The sequence below is a fragment of the Fibrobacter sp. UWH9 genome, assembly GCF_900129715.1.
Taxonomy (GTDB): Bacteria; Fibrobacterota; Fibrobacteria; order Fibrobacterales; family Fibrobacteraceae; genus Fibrobacter.
Map to the genome: position 1 here is coordinate 22,570 of NZ_FQWP01000017.1, position 16,594 is coordinate 39,163.

Consider the following 16,594-nt stretch of genomic DNA (forward strand, 5'->3'; position numbering starts at 1 on the left):
TTTCAATGGCTAGTATCGGAAAAATCATCGGCGTCAACGGTAACTTGATTCGCGTCAAGTTCGAAAGCGCCGTGTCTCAGAACGAAGTGGCTTACGCCAAGTTGCCCTCCAAGAACAAGGATGGCAAGTCCGAAATTATCCCGCTGAAGAGCGAAGTGATTCGTATCCGCGGCGACTACGCAGAACTTCAGGTGTTCGAAGATACCACTGGCCTCAAGGCTGGCGACGAAGTCGAATTCACTGGCGAACTGCTTTCTGTGGAACTTGGACCTGGTCTTCTGACTCAGGTGTTCGATGGTCTTCAGAACCCCCTGCCCGAACTTGCCGAACAGTGCGGCTTCTTCCTGCAGCGCGGTAAGTACCTGCCGGCTCTGCCCCGCGACAAGAAGTGGGCCTTTACTCCGGTTGCAAAGGTTGGTGACGTTTTGGTCGCTGGTGACACCATCGGTACCGTACCCGAAGGCGTGTTCACCCACCGCATCATGGTTCCCTTCAAGGTTCTCGGCAATGTGAGCGTAGAATCCGTCGTAGCCGCTGGCGAACACGTCGTCGAAGACGTCGTCGCAGTAGTCAAGAACGAAAAGGGCGAAAAGCTTGAAATCAAGATGGTTCAGACCTGGCCGGTGAAGATGCCTATCAAGGCTTTCGAAGAACGTCTTCGCCCAACCAAGCCCTTGACCATGCAGCAGCGTATTGTGGATACCTTCTTCCCTGTGATGCAGGGCGGTACCTTCTGTACTCCGGGCCCCTTCGGTGCCGGTAAGACTGTGCTGCAGCAGCTCATGAGCCGTTACGCAGACGTGGACATCGTGATCCTGGCCGCTTGCGGTGAACGTGCTGGTGAAGTGGTAGAAACCCTTCGCGAATTCCCTGAGTTGATCGACCCCCGTACCGGTAAGTCCCTCATGGAACGTACTTTGATTATCTGTAACACTTCTTCCATGCCGGTGGCTGCTCGTGAAGCTTCCGTTTACACTGGCGTGACCCTGGCTGAATACTATCGCCAGATGGGCCTGAACGTGTTGCTGCTGGCTGACTCTACTTCCCGTTGGGCACAGGCTCTCCGTGAAATGTCCGGCCGTCTGGAAGAAATTCCGGGTGAAGAAGCCTTCCCGGCTTACCTCGAATCTGTGATCGCAGCCTTCTACGAACGCGGTGGCGTTGTTCGCCTGAAGGATGGTTCCACTGGTTCCGTGACTATCGGCGGTTCCGTTTCTCCGGCAGGTGGTAACTTCGAAGAACCCGTGACCCAGGCTACCTTGAAGGTGGTGGGCGCATTCCTCGGCCTTTCCCGTGAACGTTCCGACCAGCGCCGCTTCCCGGCAATCCACCCGCTGGATTCCTGGTCCAAGTACGAAGGCATCATCGATTCCAAGAAGGTTGCCGATGCCCGCAAGATTCTTGCTGCTGGCGTTGACGTCAACAACATGATGAAGGTGGTGGGTGAAGAAGGTACTTCTATCGATGACTTCATTACTTACCTGAAGTCCGAATACCTCGACTCCGTTTACCTGCAGCAGGATGCATACCATGAAATCGACGCCGCCTGCACTGGCGACCGTCAGAAGTATGTGTTCGGCAAGGTTTATGAAATTCTCAAGACTCCTATGACTTTCGCAGAAAAGGATGTTGCACGTACCTTCTTCCTGAAGCTCACTCAGGCTACCAAGGACTGGAACCGCGTTGCAATGGATTCCGCAGAATTCAAGGAAATTGAATCCAATATTACTGCTTCCGTGAAGGAGGTAACTGTCAATGCATAATGTTGCTTACCATCGTATTGAACGCATCGCCGGTTCTGTGATCTCTCTGAAGGCAGAAGGCGTTGCCAACCAGGAACTGGCTCAGGTTACTAGCTCTTTCGGTACTTCTCTCGCCCGTGTGATCCGTATTGACGGTGACATGGTTGACCTGCAGGTTTTCGCAGGCGCCCGTGGCGTTTCTACCGATTCCGAAGTCCGCTTCCTGGGCGAACCCATGAAGGTTCCTTATTCCGAAGCTCTCCTTGGCCGCGTGTTTAACGGTGCTGGTCAGCCCCGTGATAACGGTCCGGAAGTGGATGGCGAACGTATCGCAATTGGCGGCCCTTCCGTGAACCCCGCAAAGCGTATTATCCCGAAGACCATGGTCCGTACTGGTATTCCCATGATCGACGTGTTCAATACCCTGGTGGTGTCTCAGAAGCTCCCGATTTTCTCTATCGCTGGTGAACCGTATAACGAACTTCTTGCCCGTATTGCTCTGCAGGCAGAAGTGGACGTGATCGTTCTTGGCGGTATGGGCCTGAAGCACGACGACTACCTGTACCTCAAGGACTTCCTTGAAAAGAACGGTGCTCTTAGCCGTACCGTGATGTTCATGCACACTGCATCTGACCCCATTGTGGAATGCTTGCTGGTGCCTGATGCATCCCTCGCCGTTGCCGAAAAGTTTGCAACCGAAGGTAAGAACGTTCTGGTGCTTCTCACCGATATGACCAACTTCGCCGACGCCATGAAGGAAATTGCCATTACCATGGAACAGATTCCTTCTAACCGTGGCTATCCTGGCGACCTCTATTCTTCTCTCGCTAGCCGTTACGAAAAGGCTGTGGACTTCGAAGGTTCCGGTTCCATTACCATCCTTGCCGTTACCACCATGCCTGGCGATGACGTGACCCACCCGGTTCCGGATAACACCGGTTACATTACCGAAGGTCAGTTCTATCTGCGTAAGGGCCGTATCGAACCGTTCGGTTCTCTGTCTCGTCTGAAGCAGCAGGTGAACGGTAAGACCCGTAGCGACCACCGTACCATTATGAATACCATGATCCAGCTCTACGCTTCTTACAAGGAAACCCTTGAAAAGCAGTCCATGGGCTTTAACATGAGTACTTGGGACCAGAAGTTGTTGAAGTACGGTACTCGTTTCGAAAAGGAAATGATGGACCTGTCTGTGAACATTCCTCTGGAACAGGCTCTGGATCTTGGCTGGACCATTCTTGCCGACTGCTTCCAGCCCGAAGAAACCGGTATTCCTTCCAAGATGATTAGTCAGTATTGGCCCAAGAAGGGGTAATTAATGGCTAAAGTCAAGTTAACCAAAAACGCCCTCAAGGCGGAACGCGACGCACTGAAGCGCTTCCAGCGCTATCTGCCCACGTTGTTGCTCAAGAAGCAGCAGCTGCAGATGGAAATGCGTACGCTCCAGGAGAGGGTGATGGCAAAGCGCGACGAGGAAGACAAGCTTCGTAAGAGCATGTCCTCCTGGATTTCGCTGTATGCCGAACCTATCGACTGGTCGAAGTACCTGTCGGTGAAGGAAGTGCGCCAGGGCGAAGGAAATATCGCCGGTGTCCGCATTCCTACATTCGATGGGGTAGACTTCAATGTGACCATCCCTGACTTCTTTACTACGCCGGTTTGGCTGGACGACGGTATCCGCAGCCTGCAGGGGCTTATTTCCCTGCGCCTGGAACGCCGCGTTCTGGAACGTCAGTACGAACTTCTTTCTCAGGAACTTCGTACCACAAGCCAGCGCGTGAATCTTTTCGAAAAGGTCAAGATTCCCGAAGCCAAGGACAACATTCGCAAGATTAACATCTTCCTGGGTGACCAGCAGACCTCCGGTGTGGCCCGTAGTAAGCTTGCCAAGGGCAAGTCTACCGCTCGTGCCGCAGCACAGGATGCCGCAGCCGCTCAGAATAAGGGGGTAGCTGCATGATTACTCCTATGAAGAAAGTAACCATTCTCTGCCTGGACAAGGAACGCGAGGCTTCTCTTGAAAAGCTCCGCGAGATGGGCATCCTTCACGTTACCCCGCTGGTAAATCCCACGGGCGTAAAGCTGAATGCCGCCAAGTCCAAGGTCATGCGAATCCGCAAGGCTCTCGAGGCAATCCCCGCCAAGGCAGGGAAGGATGCTGTTTCTCTGGACGCATCTATCGCTTCTCAGCCCGCAGTCGAAGCCGTGCATCAGATGGTGCAGGTCAAGAAGGACGCTACGGACGAAATCTCCAAGCTCCATAACGACCTGAACCGCCTTGACAACTTCGGCAATCTGGACCCGCAGACTGTTAAGTCTCTGGAAGAGAGCGGTGTTTTCGTAAAACTCTATGAAGTTGATCCCAGCAAGACTATTTCTGCTGATGACGGCGCCGTTGTGTTGCCCTTCGGTCAGAACCTTACTGGCAATCTTTATGCAGTCATTAGCAAGGGTGAAGCTCCCGCAGCCGTAAAGGATGCTGTGGAACTTCCTCTGCCGTCCATGTCCCTGGCTGAAATGCGCCAGAAGCTCTCCGCAGCCAATGCTGAACTTGCAAAGGCCGACCAGACTCTGGAAGCACTTTCCGCCAAGCGTTCCGAAATCGATTCTGAACTGGCTGATGCCGACGAAGAATACGACCTTCAGGAAGCTTCTAGCGGAATGCTCGCTGGTGCAAGCATCGCCATGATCCAGGGTTTCGCTCCTGCAAATCGCATGGGTGAAATTCAGGAAGCCGCAAAGGCTAATGGCTGGGGCGTCCGTGAAGAAGATCCTTCTGACGACGACATGGTTCCCACGCTTTTGACCCACAAGCCCATTGCGAAACCCATGCAGTTCCTGTACGATATTATCGGTATCGTTCCGGGCTACAAGGAAATCGACGTTTCCGCAGTGTTCCTGGCTTTCTTCAGCCTGTTCTTTGCTATCATCGTTGGTGATGCCTTCTACGGAGCTCTGTTCCTGGCACTCACCATCGTTGCCCGTGTAAAGAATCCCAAGTCTAAGAGTACCGGCTTCAGCTTTATGTACCTTATGAGTGGTGCTACCATCGTATGGGGCATCATGAACGCAAGCTACCTGGGCCTTTCTCCGGAAATCGCCCCGTGGGTTGCCAACCTGGATCTTGCCAACGCATCCTTCTGCCCCGAGGGTCTGAAGAATGCCATGCATTGGATCCGTCAGTCTTCCAACATGCAGTTCTTCTGCTTCTGCATTGCAGTGGTCCATCTGACTATTGCACACGTTTGGAATGTGGTTGTCCAGATCCAGCGTAAGAGTACTACAGCTCTGGCTCAGCTTGGCTGGCTGTTCTCCACCTGGTACATGTTCTTCCTGGCAGGAAACATGGTGCTGGGCGAAAAGGTCCCGGAAGTGTTCAGAAACTTCTTCAGCGGTCCTACTTCGGCTCCGATGATCTACGTGCTCATCGCTGGCGTAGTACTTCTGGTGCTGTTCTCTGTGCCCCCTTCCAAGCTCAAGGAAGAATGGATTTCTATTCCTATGCTCGCCTTGAACATCGTGAACAACTTTGTGGATGTGATTAGCTACATCCGTCTGTTCGCAGTGGGCCTTTCCGGTGCTGCCATTGCAGAATCCTTCAGCGAAATGCTTTCGCCTATGTTCGGTTCTGTTGGCGGTCTCCTTGGTGCAGCCATTGTGCTACTCTTTGTTCATGCCCTGAACATTGCACTTGCCGTCATGGGTGTGGCGGTTCACGCAGTGCGTTTGAACACCCTGGAATTTTCTAATGGCCTGGACCTGCAATGGAGCGGTTTTGGCTTTAACCCGTTCAAGAAACGGAAAAACGTTTAATAACAACAAGTAGAGGATAAAAATATGTTAGATCACGAAACCATGGTAACTCTCGGCAAGATGGGTGCAGCAGCAGCTCTCGGCCTCGGTGCTCTCGGTTCTGCTCTTGGTTGCGGTACCGCTGGTATGTCTGCAATCACCGTATGGAAGAAGGCTTACGCTCAGGGCAAGAGTGCTCTCTTCACTCTCCTTGTGTTTGTGGGTGCTCCCATTTCCCAGACCATTTACGGCATGCTCCTGATGAATTTCATCCTGGGCGCTGCAAATGCAGAAAACTTCAACAACTGGGCAGCTTGCCTCGGTGCCGGTATCTTCGGCGGCCTCGGCATGATGGCTTCCGCATGGTTCCAGGGTAAGGCTGGTGCTGTTGCTTGTGACGCTCTGGGCGAAACCGGCAAGGGCATGGTGAACTACCTGATGGTTCTCGGTGTGGTCGAAACCGTTGCCCTGTTTGTCATGGTGTTCGCAACCCAGACCTTCGCTTAAGGATTTTAGTAGTTAGTGGTTAGTGGTTAGTGATTAGTGGCGTGTCTGGTGACACGCGACATAAAAAGAGAAACTTCCTACTTCCTACTTCCTACTTCCTACTTTCAAAAAAAATCCTTAACTAGGAATTGAATATGGATCAAGAAACAATAGTGACTCTCGGCAAGATGGGCGCCGCCGCGGCTCTCGGTCTTTCCGCTGTCGGCTCTGCAATGGGTTGCAGTACTGCCGGCATGGCGGCGATCGGTTCGTGGAAGAAAGCCTACCTTAAGGGGAAGAACGCTATGTTCACCTTGCTTGTGTTCGTGGGCGCTCCTATTGCGCAGACGATTTATGGCATGCTTCTGATGAACACCATCCTGAATGCAGCCAACAAGCCGGATTTCCATAACTGGGCTGCTTGCCTGGGCGTGGGTATCTTCGGTGGACTGGGCATTATGTTCTCCGGCTGGTACGTAGGCAAGGCCGCCTCCAACGCCTGTAATGGCTTGGGTGAAACCGGCAAGGGTCTTGTGAACAGCTTGATGGTGCTTGGCGTGGGTGAAACCGTTGCCTTGTTCATCATGGTGTTCTCGATGATGCTGGTGAGCTAAAAAAGGTATGAGGTACGCTCGTACACTCGCTTGAGGTATGAGGTCGGCCCTTGGCCTTTGAGGCTTTATTAAGAACCTCGTGCAGATTCTGCATGGGGTTCTTTTTTTATGAATTGCAAAAAAAAGAGATTACTGCGGAAGAGTTTTTTTTAGTTATGAATTACGAGATATGAATTATGTTGATCTTTTTCATAGAAGTCAGAAAATTCTAGATTTGGCGGCAAATGTCTCAATTCCTAAAACGCTTTAACAAGTTCCTGGTAATCAATGGCTACATGCCAAAGATTTTCTTGGCTGCGTTTATTGGCTTTGTGACTGGTGTGGTGGCTGTTGCCTTTCATTTTGGCCTTGAGTTTGCCAGCGCACTGGTGCGTAAACCTTGGACCGGTGAGAATGCCTTGCCCTGGTGGACTTTTGCCGTAATGCCTGCGGTTGGCGGCCTCATTGTGGGTGTCATTATTTACGCAATCGCCAAGGCTCCCGAAACGGCCGGCCAGGGTACCGATAACATGATCAAGTCCTTCCATCACGAGGGGGGCAAGATCCGCAAGCGTGTGGCTCCGATAAAATTCCTGACCAGCATTATTACCTTGGCGACGGGTGGCAGCGCTGGTTATGAAGGCCCTATTTCACAAATCGGTTCCGGAATCGCCTCCACCGTTTGTCATGGTTTTAACATGCCCCAGACATTGCGTCGTCAGTTCACCTTGGCGGGAACGGCTGCAGGTCTCGGTGCAATTTTTAAGGCTCCGCTGGCAGGCGCTTTAACTTCGGTAGAAGTGCTTTATCGAGAAGATTTTGAATCCAACGCCTTTGCCACATCCATCGTTTCGTCGGTGGTGGCTTTTACAATCTACATTGCCTTTGTAGGAACTGCCCCGGCTATTGCTGGTGTTCCGATTTTCCCCTTTACCAACGGCGTTGAACTTTTAGCTTGTGCCCTGTTGGGCATTCTCTGTTTCCCCTTTTCTTATTTGTATGTTCGTTGCTACAACGAGTCTGAAACCCGTTTTGCACGCTGGCAGATTCCCAACTGGACAAAACCCGCTATTGGCGGCCTCATGATTTCGCTGCTGGTGCTGGCTTACCCCGAAGTAGCCGGTGGCGGATTTGAATTTATTGGCGAGGTCATGGGAGCTATGTTGCCCCATACCGTATGGGGTGTGATGCTGTTGCTGGGCATTGTGCTGGCAAAAATCTTGGCTACGGGGCTTACGGTGGGTTCTGGCGGATCCGGCGGCGTGTTCGGCCCTTCGCTGTTTATTGGTGGAGTTCTGGGTGCCATGTTTGCGGGCATCTTGGAACTGGTGGCTCCGGGTGCAATCCGCGAACCTGAGATGTTTATTCTGGTAGGTATGGCTGCCTTTTTTGCGGGGGCCGCCAAGGCGCCCATTGCCGGAGTGGTTATGGTCTGCGAAATGACTGGTAGTTATAGTTTGCTGCCTGGGCTTTTGATTGCGGCTGTTATGCACATCTCGTTCTCTCGCGGTTGGAGCATTTATAAAAGTCAGGTGGTGAACAAGTTTGCCTCGCCGGCTCATCGTGGCGACATGGATCAGGATGTTTTACGAATTACCACCGTTGGTGATGTGATTGAACATTGCGAAATGAAGACCCTCCGTGCAGAGGATTCCCTGTTTGATGTTTTGAAGGACATCGAGGTGGATTACGTCTATCCTGTCTACGAAGGAACTTCCAAGACTCCGACAGGATTGTCCAAGCCTCATGATCATTCGGGAACGTACATAGGATTGTTGGACATGTCCATCGTGAAGAACGCCTATATCAGTTCGCCGGACTTGATTCAGCACTTGCTGATTTCTGACTGTACAGTAAAAGCTCCGATGCTGAATGAATCCATGGACTTGCATTCGGCATTGAAGATTTTTGTACGAACGTCTATGAATGAGCTGTGTGTCAAGAATAAGAATGGTGATGTAATAGGCGTGTTGAGTCACGCAGCCATCTTTAAGGCTTACGATAAGATTGTAAGGGATTCGCAGAAAACTGATGAATTATAGAGAAGAAGTGAATGAGTATATGCCTAGTGATGTGATGTGGTCGGACATCTAGACTGTTACGCTGTACACATTCAGGATAGCTTGTTTCAATGTGTGGTCAAAACCTACAGAATAAGTGCTGATGGGACTTACACGGTTGATGGACGTTCTTATGTTGGACTTGTAAGAGCGACGACTGAGATGAATTCTCTTGGTATCTATGTGTACAATATGTATCTGCTGCATAGCACGGGTATTGAGTATTACCATTATGGAGAAAATGGTCAAGAACGATTCTTGGGTGTTCGTGCTTCAACTACATATAATCCCCTGGAACAATTTTATTGAAGTTTACCATCCCGGAGGAATTAGTCCTTGACCTTGTTCAACGTGATGGCTGAAATTGCTCCGGCAGGTGTGTTGCTGTTTGTCAATGACTATTCTAATTATCTTTATGGAGTTTCTTTTAATACGCGAGTGGTGGTGGCTGGGGATTGAACGTACAGTACAATCTGCCTTAGGTTCCTCGCAAGTTCTTAGATAGTATCGCGCAAATCGTCCACTGCGTCTAGATATTCGCTGAGGTTTCGGGCCTTGGCGATTTTCTTTATGATGCGCTTGGGAAGAATGGATTCGGAGTTCTGCGGCTGGGTTTGGGCTGCTTCGGCGGGGTAGGTCCAGAAGGGACGAATCTTGTCGAGAACCTGGGCGTCGTTGTGGAGGCGCTTGCGGTAGTTATCCAGAATGGAATCGTGGATTTTTAGGAGCGCAGAAAGAGGGCTCGTTTGGGACTGCGCAGGGAACTGCGCTTGAAATTGCACGGCGAGTGCTGGGTTGGCCAGGAGCCCGCGGCCGATCATGATTCCCTTGAGGTTTGGGAATCGGCGAGCGATAGCTTGAATGTCTGAGAGGCTGGTGACATCGCCGTTGAATATGACAGGGTGGCGGCACTGGGAATAGAAGGCTTCGAATGCTGCGAAGTCCAGCGCACCCTTGTACTGCTGGATGCCTGTGCGGGGATGCATGGTGATGTGGGCGAGGGGAGTCTCGTTCAGTAGCGGGAGCAAGGTCATGCATTCATCGGGTGCGATATAGCCCAGACGCATCTTGACGCTGAACCTTAAGTCATGCTGACGCAGGTCAGCATCAGCTTTTACTGTACTGGATTCTGCTCCTTTGAAGCTAAGAATTGTAGGGCAACAAGTTGCCGACAATTCTATATCACTACGTTCAGAATGACATTGTTGAGGGGTACTTAAGGATGCGACCTCCTGAAGGATTTCCCTGACGGCGTCTACTCGCGGGAGGATGCCTGAACCGCGGCCCGATTTCGCCTGCATGGGGAAGGGACATCCCATATTGATATCAATCTGAGGGAAGACTTCGTCGGGGGCGAATCCGCAATCCTTTTTTAGCTTTTGAATGTCATCAACTAGTATGCGGAATTCGGCGGCGTCCTTGCAAATGACTTGTGGAACCACGTTGTAAAAATGCGGGGCTTCATCATCGCTTGAACTGTAATCTGCGTTTTCGCAATGGCAGATGTTTGACTGCTGGCTTTTGATGAATTCCAGGTCCTGTTGCAAATCCCGCAGATCTTTTTCTCGGGCGGCACCTTTCTCGACGCGCAAAAATGGGGTGTAATAGGCGGCGATTCCTGACTCACCGGCCATGGGCCCGGCATGCAAAAAATGAGCCCGTCTGTAGGCGGACTCAGTAAAACCTTGTAGCGGTGCGAAATAAACCGGCAACATTTCGGCTTCTCTCATCTCTCGTCTGTAGCGAAGCGTTCTCGCGTCTATATTACGAGCAGCGGAGCACTTGGCCGGGGCGGATGTTGTTGCTCTTGAGGCCATTTAGGCGCTTCAGCTTACCCACAGAAATTCCGTAGCGGCGGGCGATTTTACCCAGACAGTCTCCGCGGCGGACCTTGTAATAGCGGTGCTTGGCCAGTTCCTTCTGGTATTCGTCTTCGACACCCTGAATCTGGGCCTGGTCAATTTCGGTGGTGGCGGCCAGGTAGGTGCCTTCCTGGAAATTGAATACGGTGGTGGGGTCGATATAGACACCGTTATACTTCATTTCGAAGTGGAGGTGGGCGCCAAAGGAACGTCCGGTATTGCCTCCGATGCCTACGGTGTCGCCGGCCTGCAGTTCATCTCCGATGTTCACCTTCCAGCTGGCCAGATGGGCGTAAAGGGTAGTAAGACCGTTGCCGTGATCGATGATGACGTACTTGCCGTAACCTTTACGGCGACCCTGGTTGCGAACCAGCTTGACCTTGCCGGGGAAGGCGGCCACGATGGTGCGGTCTTCGCCATGGCAGAGGCCCAAGTCAACGCCACGATGCATACGGTAGGTGCGGATGCCATAGGGGCTTGCGATGCGGCGGCTTTCGGTGGGAATCATGGCTGTGGTCATGTCAAGAACCAGTTTGCCATCGGTGTCGTTCGAAGTGGAGTCGCTCATGGCGGCGGCCAGTTCGGCGTCCGCTTCTTCCTGGGACATTTCCTTGCCGTCGTCAGTTTCGGAGCTGTCGGATTCTGCTTCGGAATCGGTTACGGCTACGTCGGTATTTGCCTTGTCGGCGGCTTCCACAGCCTCGGTTGTGGCAAGCTTTTCTTCAATTGCTGCTGCTGGAGCGTCTACGTTACCTGCATCAGTAGAATCAATGGCTGGGTTGCCGGAAAATTCACTTTCGGTAATGGTTGCGGTAACTTTTTTTTCGGTTGAGGCCACGGAAGAGGGGTTTGTCGCTTCGGTGACTTCTGTGATTTCGGATTCCAGGATAGCCTTGTCGTCTACAACTTCGGTAAGCTCTACAGTCCCATTTTCTGCAAATAGGGCGACAGGCAATGCAAACAGTGTGACAATTGAACCAAACTTCATAATAGTGGGGGTAAAGATACCTTTTTTACGGTCAATTGTCACGGAGGGAGAGGGGTATGAGGTATGAGGTATGAGGTATGAGGTATGAGGTTCATTAACCTTTAAGCAATTTCGTTTGATTATATGATTATATTTGAGTTAGAGTCCTCTAATTTTTAATTAATAGTTAAACGGACTTTGCCAGCAATTCCCCCAAAAAATTTCAGGTATGAGGTATGGATTAATAAGTTAGGCGCCATTGGTGCGATTATAACAATTCATATCTCATAATTCGTAATTCATAATTTACTATATTTCGCCCCGTCAGGGCCTATCATCCAGGTAGGTTCCTAGTCCGGCCAAAGGATATGCCTGCAAAGTTCAGGTTCGGCCGAAAAAGGATATATAAAATGGCAAAGAAAGTTCAAGACGCCCTCAAAGATATCATCTCCCTCTGCAAGCGCCGCGGTTTCATTTTCCCGGGCTCCGAAATTTATGATGGCCTGGCCAACACTTGGGACTACGGTCCGTATGGTGTTGAACTGAAGCGCAACATCAAGAACCTCTGGTGGAAGAAGTTCGTTACCAGCCGCAAGGACGTGCTGGGTCTTGATAGCTCCATTCTCTTGAACCCCCGCGTTTGGAAGGCTTCTGGCCACGTGGGTAACTTCTCTGACCCTCTGGTAGACTGCCTCGCTTGCCACGAACGTTTCCGTGCAGACCACCTGCTTGAAGAAAAGCTGGGTGACGGCTGCTGCGCCGGCAAGAACTTCGATCAGATCGCCGAAATGATGGTGGAAAACAAGATCGAATGCCCGTCCTGCGGCAAGACCGAATTCACCAAGCCCCGCGCATTTAACCTCATGTTCCAGACCGAAATCGGCGTTATCGAAGGTGAAGGTAACAAGGTTTACCTCCGTCCGGAAACCGCTCAGGGTATCTTCGTTGATTTCAAGAACATCGTCGACAACGTTCGCCCCCGCATTCCGTTTGGCGTGGGTCAGATCGGTAAGTCTTTCCGTAACGAAATTACCCCGGGTAACTTCATCTTCCGTACCCGCGAATTCGAACAGATGGAACTGGAATTCTTCTGCGAACCGGGCACCGAACTTGACTGGTACAACTTCTGGCGTAAGTACTGCTTCGACTGGCTCATCAAGGACCTGGGCGTGAACGAATCCAAGCTCCGCCTCCGCGAACATGCCAAGGAAGAACTTTCTCACTACTCCAACGGTACCACCGACGTTGAATACGAATTCCCGTTCGGTTGGGGTGAACTGTGGGGTATCGCAAGCCGTACCAACTTCGACTTGACTGCTCACCAGAACGAATCCAAGGTCAAGCAGGAATACAATGACCAGGTGAACAACAAGCGTTATGTGCCTTACGTTGTGGAACCGTCCCTGGGTGTGGAACGCTTGCTCCTCGTTCTCCTCTGCGACGCTTACGAAGTCCAGAAGCTTGAAAACGACGAACGTACCGTTCTCCACTTCGACCCGAAGGTTGCTCCGGTTAAGGTTGCCGTGCTCCCGCTGGTCAAGAAGGGGCAGGTCAAGGCTAAGGCTGAAGAACTTTACGAACAGCTGCTCCAGCGCTGGAACGTGGAATACGATGAAACTCAGTCCATCGGTAAGCGTTACCGCCGTCAGGACGAACTGGGTACTCCGTTCTGCGTCACCGTTGACTTCGACACTGTTGGCGAAGGCGAATCCGATCCGGCAAAGCTTGGCTACGTCACCGTCCGTGAACGTGACTCCATGCAGCAGGAACTGGTGAAGATCGACGAACTGGAAGCATACCTGGCTGCAAAGCTCGGTTGTTAAGAGGTATGAGGTCGGGCTTCGCCCTCTGAGGTGCGAGGTCGCGACTTTGTCGCTCTGAGGTTATAGTCAGAGCTTCGCTCTAGAATCTAAAAAGGTCACTCCCGATGTTTTTTCGGGGTGGCTTTTTTTATTTTCGCCTTTTTTGGCGAAAGTGGGCTCCAAAAAGAGTTGAATCCTCTGTTTGGAGTCTATTTTTATAAATAAATTAACTGTTTGCGGCTTTAATTTTTGCTTTGATTGAAATCTATGGATTCCAAATGAGGCTAATTTGCTGTTCTGGAGTCCATAATGCCAATAATAATGGACTGTAAATTCTGTATAAAGTATTTTTCTGGACTCCAATGTTGCAAAAAAGAAAAATTTGGAGCCCATTTTATATAATTTCCGCCACTTGATAGTATATTAAGCTCCATGAACAACCCGAAAATTAACCGCCTGATTGGCTACATTGTTTTGTTTATTGGCTTTTTCCTTTTTTACAAGGGATTCAAGCCTGTGGGTGTGTCGGACAATATTGCCGATGCTGATTTTGTTTTGCTTGCTTTGGCCGCTGGTTTCCTTGTGGGTTCCACTGTGTGGATGATCAAGAAGGTTCGCTGCCCTCATTGCAACAGGCTTTTGCATTTGAAACTGTATAATATTGATGTCTGCCCCCATTGTGGAAAATCTACAGACCCGGATGAAAAATGACTAATCTCAATCCTTTCTTCAAATCTATCATCGATCAGGACAACACCGCCATTGTGGTGTGCGACCTGAACCATACCATTGTGTACATGAATCCTTTTGCCTGCGTGGCCCAGGCCAAGCGTGGGGGAGCCGCCCTTATTGGTCGTTGCCTCATGGATTGCCACAGCCCCGATTCCAGGGAAAAGATCCAGAAGGTGATGGATTGGTTCAAGGCTGACAAGTCCCACAACCGTGTCCATTCCTTCTTTAACGAGAAGCAGGTGAAGGACGGCTACATGATCGCCCTTCGCGATGAGAACGGCGAACTGATCGGCTACTACGAAAAGCACGAATACCGCACCAAGGACGAAACTCCCTTTTACGCCTTTTGATGGTTAAAATCAGCCGCTTTTTGTGATTTATGTTACAATTTGGAATGGGAAAATGCTTCAAAAAAACTTATTTGAAGCATTTTTTGCTACAGCTCCCATATTATAGAATAGATTGTTAGCATAGTTTTACAACCTATTCTTATTGTATGTTGAAGTGGCTGAAAAATTATCTGCTTTATGCGACAGTGGACCCCGATGAACTGACGAAGGTCGCGGATTCCGTTTCGCGGAGTAACCAGAAGTCTCTTGGCGCGTATTCCCTGATGGGGATGTTCTTTTTCGGCGTCATGTTTACCCTGTCTGCGCTTTCTGAAATTGCTTCCCTTAATCACAATGTGGTTGCCTATTCTTCGGCCACGTTGCTCTGTTTCTTCATTTTTATGGCCAACCGGTATTTAACCAAGAAGAATCCCCGGATGGTCATCTTTCTCATGTATGCATTCAACTGGCTCTTGCTTTCCTTTGGACTCTACCTGACGTTTGTGACCTCGCCGGAGCGTATTACGGTTTCGCTTTTGGTAATGCAGATGCTTACCGCCCTGATTTTTACGGATCGCCCTTACAGGTTCCTGATCAGTACGTTGTTGCTGGACGTGGTTTTTGTACCCCTGGCAATTATGTATAAGCCTTCCGAAATTCTGGTGCTGGATATTGTGGACGTGCTGATTTACGGTATCATCGGTCTGGTTGTTGGCTCCTTCATGTCCCGTATGAAGTTCGAACGTTTTGTTCTTGAACGTAAGGTGGGCGAGCTGAACGATGAACAGGGTTTGGCTCATTACATCAAGTCTATGGCCGACATTTACGAGACTGTTGTGCAGATCGACGTAAAGACCGAAACCTTCCGCGCCGTGATCAACAAGACTAACATGGTGGAGTTTGACGGTCATGAGAACTTTGGCAAGCAACTTCTGATTGCCATGAGGGACGCCATTGATGAAAATGGCCTTGAAGCTCTTGTTCCCTACGCCAATATTGCCGCCGTTGCCCAGAGCATGAAGGGCAAGCGAACCATTACTCACGAATTCTTTGGTAAGCGTCTTGGTTGGTGTCGCGGCCGTTATGTGGCCGTGGGTTCTATGTCAGATGATCTTGTTCCCGAGCAGATTATTTTCGCTATCGAAAACATCAACGAAGAAAAGAATAAAGAGAATAAGCTGATTACCCAGGCGCAAACCGATTTGATGACCGGATTGTATAACCGTACCGGTGGCGTCAACAAGGTAAAGCTTTCCTTGCTAGAAAACAAGGTCGGCATGCTCTGCCTGTTCGATATCGATAATTTCAAGTACGTCAACGATACCCACGGACACCAGGCGGGAGACCAGGTTATTATTGCCGTTGCCGAAGCCATGAAGTCCGCTTTCCGCGATGAGGATATCTTGCTTAGGCTTGGCGGCGATGAATTCGTAGTCTACCTGAATGGCGTGGCTACGGAAGATCAGGGGACGCTTGCGATCCGCCGACTTTTTGATGAAATCGACAAGATCAAAATCGACGAAATCCCGGATTATAGGGTGTCGGTCAGTCTAGGTGCCGCCTTCTTCAGGAAGGACTCTAGCCTTGACTTTAACGACCTGTACAAGCAGGCGGATACTTGCACCTACCAGAGCAAGAAAATCGAAGGCAAGTCCTTTACGTTCTTTAGAGATTAGCTTGGATAGAAGTTGTTGAATGTCGCAAGCGTAAAATAAATGGTTCTTTTTCAAAAACAAAAAAAGCTTCTCTTTCGAGAAGCTTTTTAAGCGGGATAGACGAGGCTTGAACTCGCAACCTCCGGCGTGACAGGCCGGTGCTCTAACCAAAATTGAGCTACCACCCCAGTGGTTTGTCTGGTCTTTCAACCGACGCACCAAATGTACTAATATGTTTCTTTGTTGTCAAGGGAATTGCGGCTGAAAATGCAAAAAAATGCGTGAAAATGCAAAAAAAAACGTGCCGTCCAACAATAAAACAGCATCGGCTGATGATAAAAAAAGAACACCTTTCTTTCGAAAAGTGTTCTTTTAAGCGGGATAGACGAGGCTTGAACTCGCAACCTCCGGCGTGACAGGCCGGTGCTCTAACCAAAATTGAGCTACCACCCCAGTGGTGAACCAAAGATATAAATATCCATAAATTTTGTCAAGCCATTCAGACCAAATTAAAATAAAAAACGGTCCCGTTCTTTCGAACGGAGACCGTTTTTAGTTATGAGTTATGAATTAC

14 protein-coding genes and 2 tRNA genes are annotated in these 16,594 nt (G+C 50.3%); 11 read left to right on the forward strand and 5 right to left on the reverse strand.

Going from position 1 to position 16,594, the window contains the following annotated elements; translation table 11 throughout:
* Window positions 1-5: 5 nt before the first annotated feature.
* The 7 genes from BUB94_RS12425 to BUB94_RS12455 all read left to right on the forward strand — a co-directional run bounded on the left by BUB94_RS12425 (window position 6) and on the right by BUB94_RS12455 (window position 8,655).
* Window positions 6-1,763, forward strand: coding sequence for a V-type ATP synthase subunit A (locus BUB94_RS12425; protein WP_073237522.1), 1,758 nt, complete (start codon window positions 6-8; stop codon window positions 1,761-1,763).
* Window positions 1,756-3,057 carry a V-type ATP synthase subunit B gene (locus tag BUB94_RS12430; RefSeq protein ID WP_073237525.1) on the forward strand — a complete coding sequence of 434 codons (1,302 nt, stop codon included), beginning with the start codon at window positions 1,756-1,758 and terminating at the stop codon, window positions 3,055-3,057. Before BUB94_RS12425 ends, BUB94_RS12430 begins: the two co-directional genes overlap by 8 nt.
* Window positions 3,058-3,060: 3 nt before the next feature.
* Window positions 3,061-3,702: a V-type ATP synthase subunit D gene (locus tag BUB94_RS12435; RefSeq protein WP_073237528.1), complete on the forward strand. Its 642-nt coding sequence runs from the start codon at window positions 3,061-3,063 to the stop codon at window positions 3,700-3,702.
* Complete coding sequence (locus BUB94_RS12440; RefSeq protein WP_073237532.1) at window positions 3,699-5,555, forward strand: V-type ATP synthase subunit I; 1,857 nt, start codon at window positions 3,699-3,701, stop codon at window positions 5,553-5,555. The genes BUB94_RS12435 and BUB94_RS12440 overlap by 4 nt, the downstream gene beginning before the upstream one ends.
* 24 nt (window positions 5,556-5,579) lie before the next feature.
* The gene (locus BUB94_RS12445) at window positions 5,580-6,041 is read left to right on the forward strand and encodes a V-type ATP synthase subunit K (protein ID WP_233488164.1); all 462 of its coding nucleotides are present in this window, start codon (window positions 5,580-5,582) and stop codon (window positions 6,039-6,041) included.
* Window positions 6,042-6,175: 134 nt separating this feature from the next.
* On the forward strand, window positions 6,176-6,634 hold the full coding sequence (locus tag BUB94_RS12450; RefSeq protein ID WP_073159250.1) for a V-type ATP synthase subunit K: 459 nt from the start codon (window positions 6,176-6,178) through the stop codon (window positions 6,632-6,634).
* Between the two features lie 224 nt (window positions 6,635-6,858).
* Window positions 6,859-8,655, forward strand: a complete 1,797-nt coding sequence (locus BUB94_RS12455; RefSeq protein WP_083538274.1) for a chloride channel protein — start codon at window positions 6,859-6,861, stop codon at window positions 8,653-8,655.
* A 48-nt stretch (window positions 8,656-8,703) separates the two neighbouring features.
* On the opposite strand, the gene BUB94_RS16490 is transcribed toward BUB94_RS12455, so the two are convergent.
* From BUB94_RS16490 to BUB94_RS12465, 3 genes are all read right to left on the reverse strand, one after another.
* Window positions 8,704-8,904, reverse strand: coding sequence for a hypothetical protein (locus BUB94_RS16490; protein ID WP_139260219.1), 201 nt, complete (start codon window positions 8,902-8,904; stop codon window positions 8,704-8,706).
* A 266-nt stretch (window positions 8,905-9,170) separates the two neighbouring features.
* Window positions 9,171-10,307, reverse strand: coding sequence for a tRNA-dihydrouridine synthase family protein (locus BUB94_RS12460; RefSeq protein ID WP_175549730.1), 1,137 nt, complete (start codon window positions 10,305-10,307; stop codon window positions 9,171-9,173).
* Between the two features lie 130 nt (window positions 10,308-10,437).
* Window positions 10,438-11,523, reverse strand: a complete 1,086-nt coding sequence (locus BUB94_RS12465; RefSeq protein WP_073237540.1) for a peptidoglycan DD-metalloendopeptidase family protein — start codon at window positions 11,521-11,523, stop codon at window positions 10,438-10,440.
* A gap of 389 nt (window positions 11,524-11,912) precedes the next feature.
* Between BUB94_RS12465 and BUB94_RS12470 the strand changes: the two genes are divergently transcribed.
* The 4 genes from BUB94_RS12470 to BUB94_RS12490 all read left to right on the forward strand — a co-directional run bounded on the left by BUB94_RS12470 (window position 11,913) and on the right by BUB94_RS12490 (window position 16,041).
* Window positions 11,913-13,325 (forward strand): glycine--tRNA ligase, encoded by a 1,413-nt coding sequence (locus BUB94_RS12470; protein ID WP_073237542.1) that lies wholly within the window; start codon window positions 11,913-11,915, stop codon window positions 13,323-13,325.
* 411 nt (window positions 13,326-13,736) lie between these two features.
* Entirely contained in the window at window positions 13,737-14,015 is a 279-nt protein-coding gene (locus BUB94_RS12480) for a hypothetical protein (protein ID WP_073159243.1), read from the forward strand.
* Window positions 14,012-14,386, forward strand: coding sequence for a PAS domain-containing protein (locus tag BUB94_RS12485; RefSeq protein ID WP_073159242.1), 375 nt, complete (start codon window positions 14,012-14,014; stop codon window positions 14,384-14,386). Before BUB94_RS12480 ends, BUB94_RS12485 begins: the two co-directional genes overlap by 4 nt.
* Before the next feature lie 146 nt (window positions 14,387-14,532).
* Complete coding sequence (locus tag BUB94_RS12490; RefSeq protein WP_073237548.1) at window positions 14,533-16,041, forward strand: sensor domain-containing diguanylate cyclase; 1,509 nt, start codon at window positions 14,533-14,535, stop codon at window positions 16,039-16,041.
* A 91-nt stretch (window positions 16,042-16,132) separates the two neighbouring features.
* Here the strand turns inward: BUB94_RS12490 and BUB94_RS12495 are convergent.
* Together BUB94_RS12495 and BUB94_RS12500 are read right to left on the reverse strand one after the other, a co-directional pair.
* Window positions 16,133-16,208: transfer RNA gene (locus BUB94_RS12495), tRNA-Asp, on the reverse strand.
* Window positions 16,209-16,397: 189 nt separating this feature from the next.
* Window positions 16,398-16,473: transfer RNA gene (locus BUB94_RS12500), tRNA-Asp, on the reverse strand.
* Window positions 16,474-16,594 lie beyond the last annotated feature (121 nt).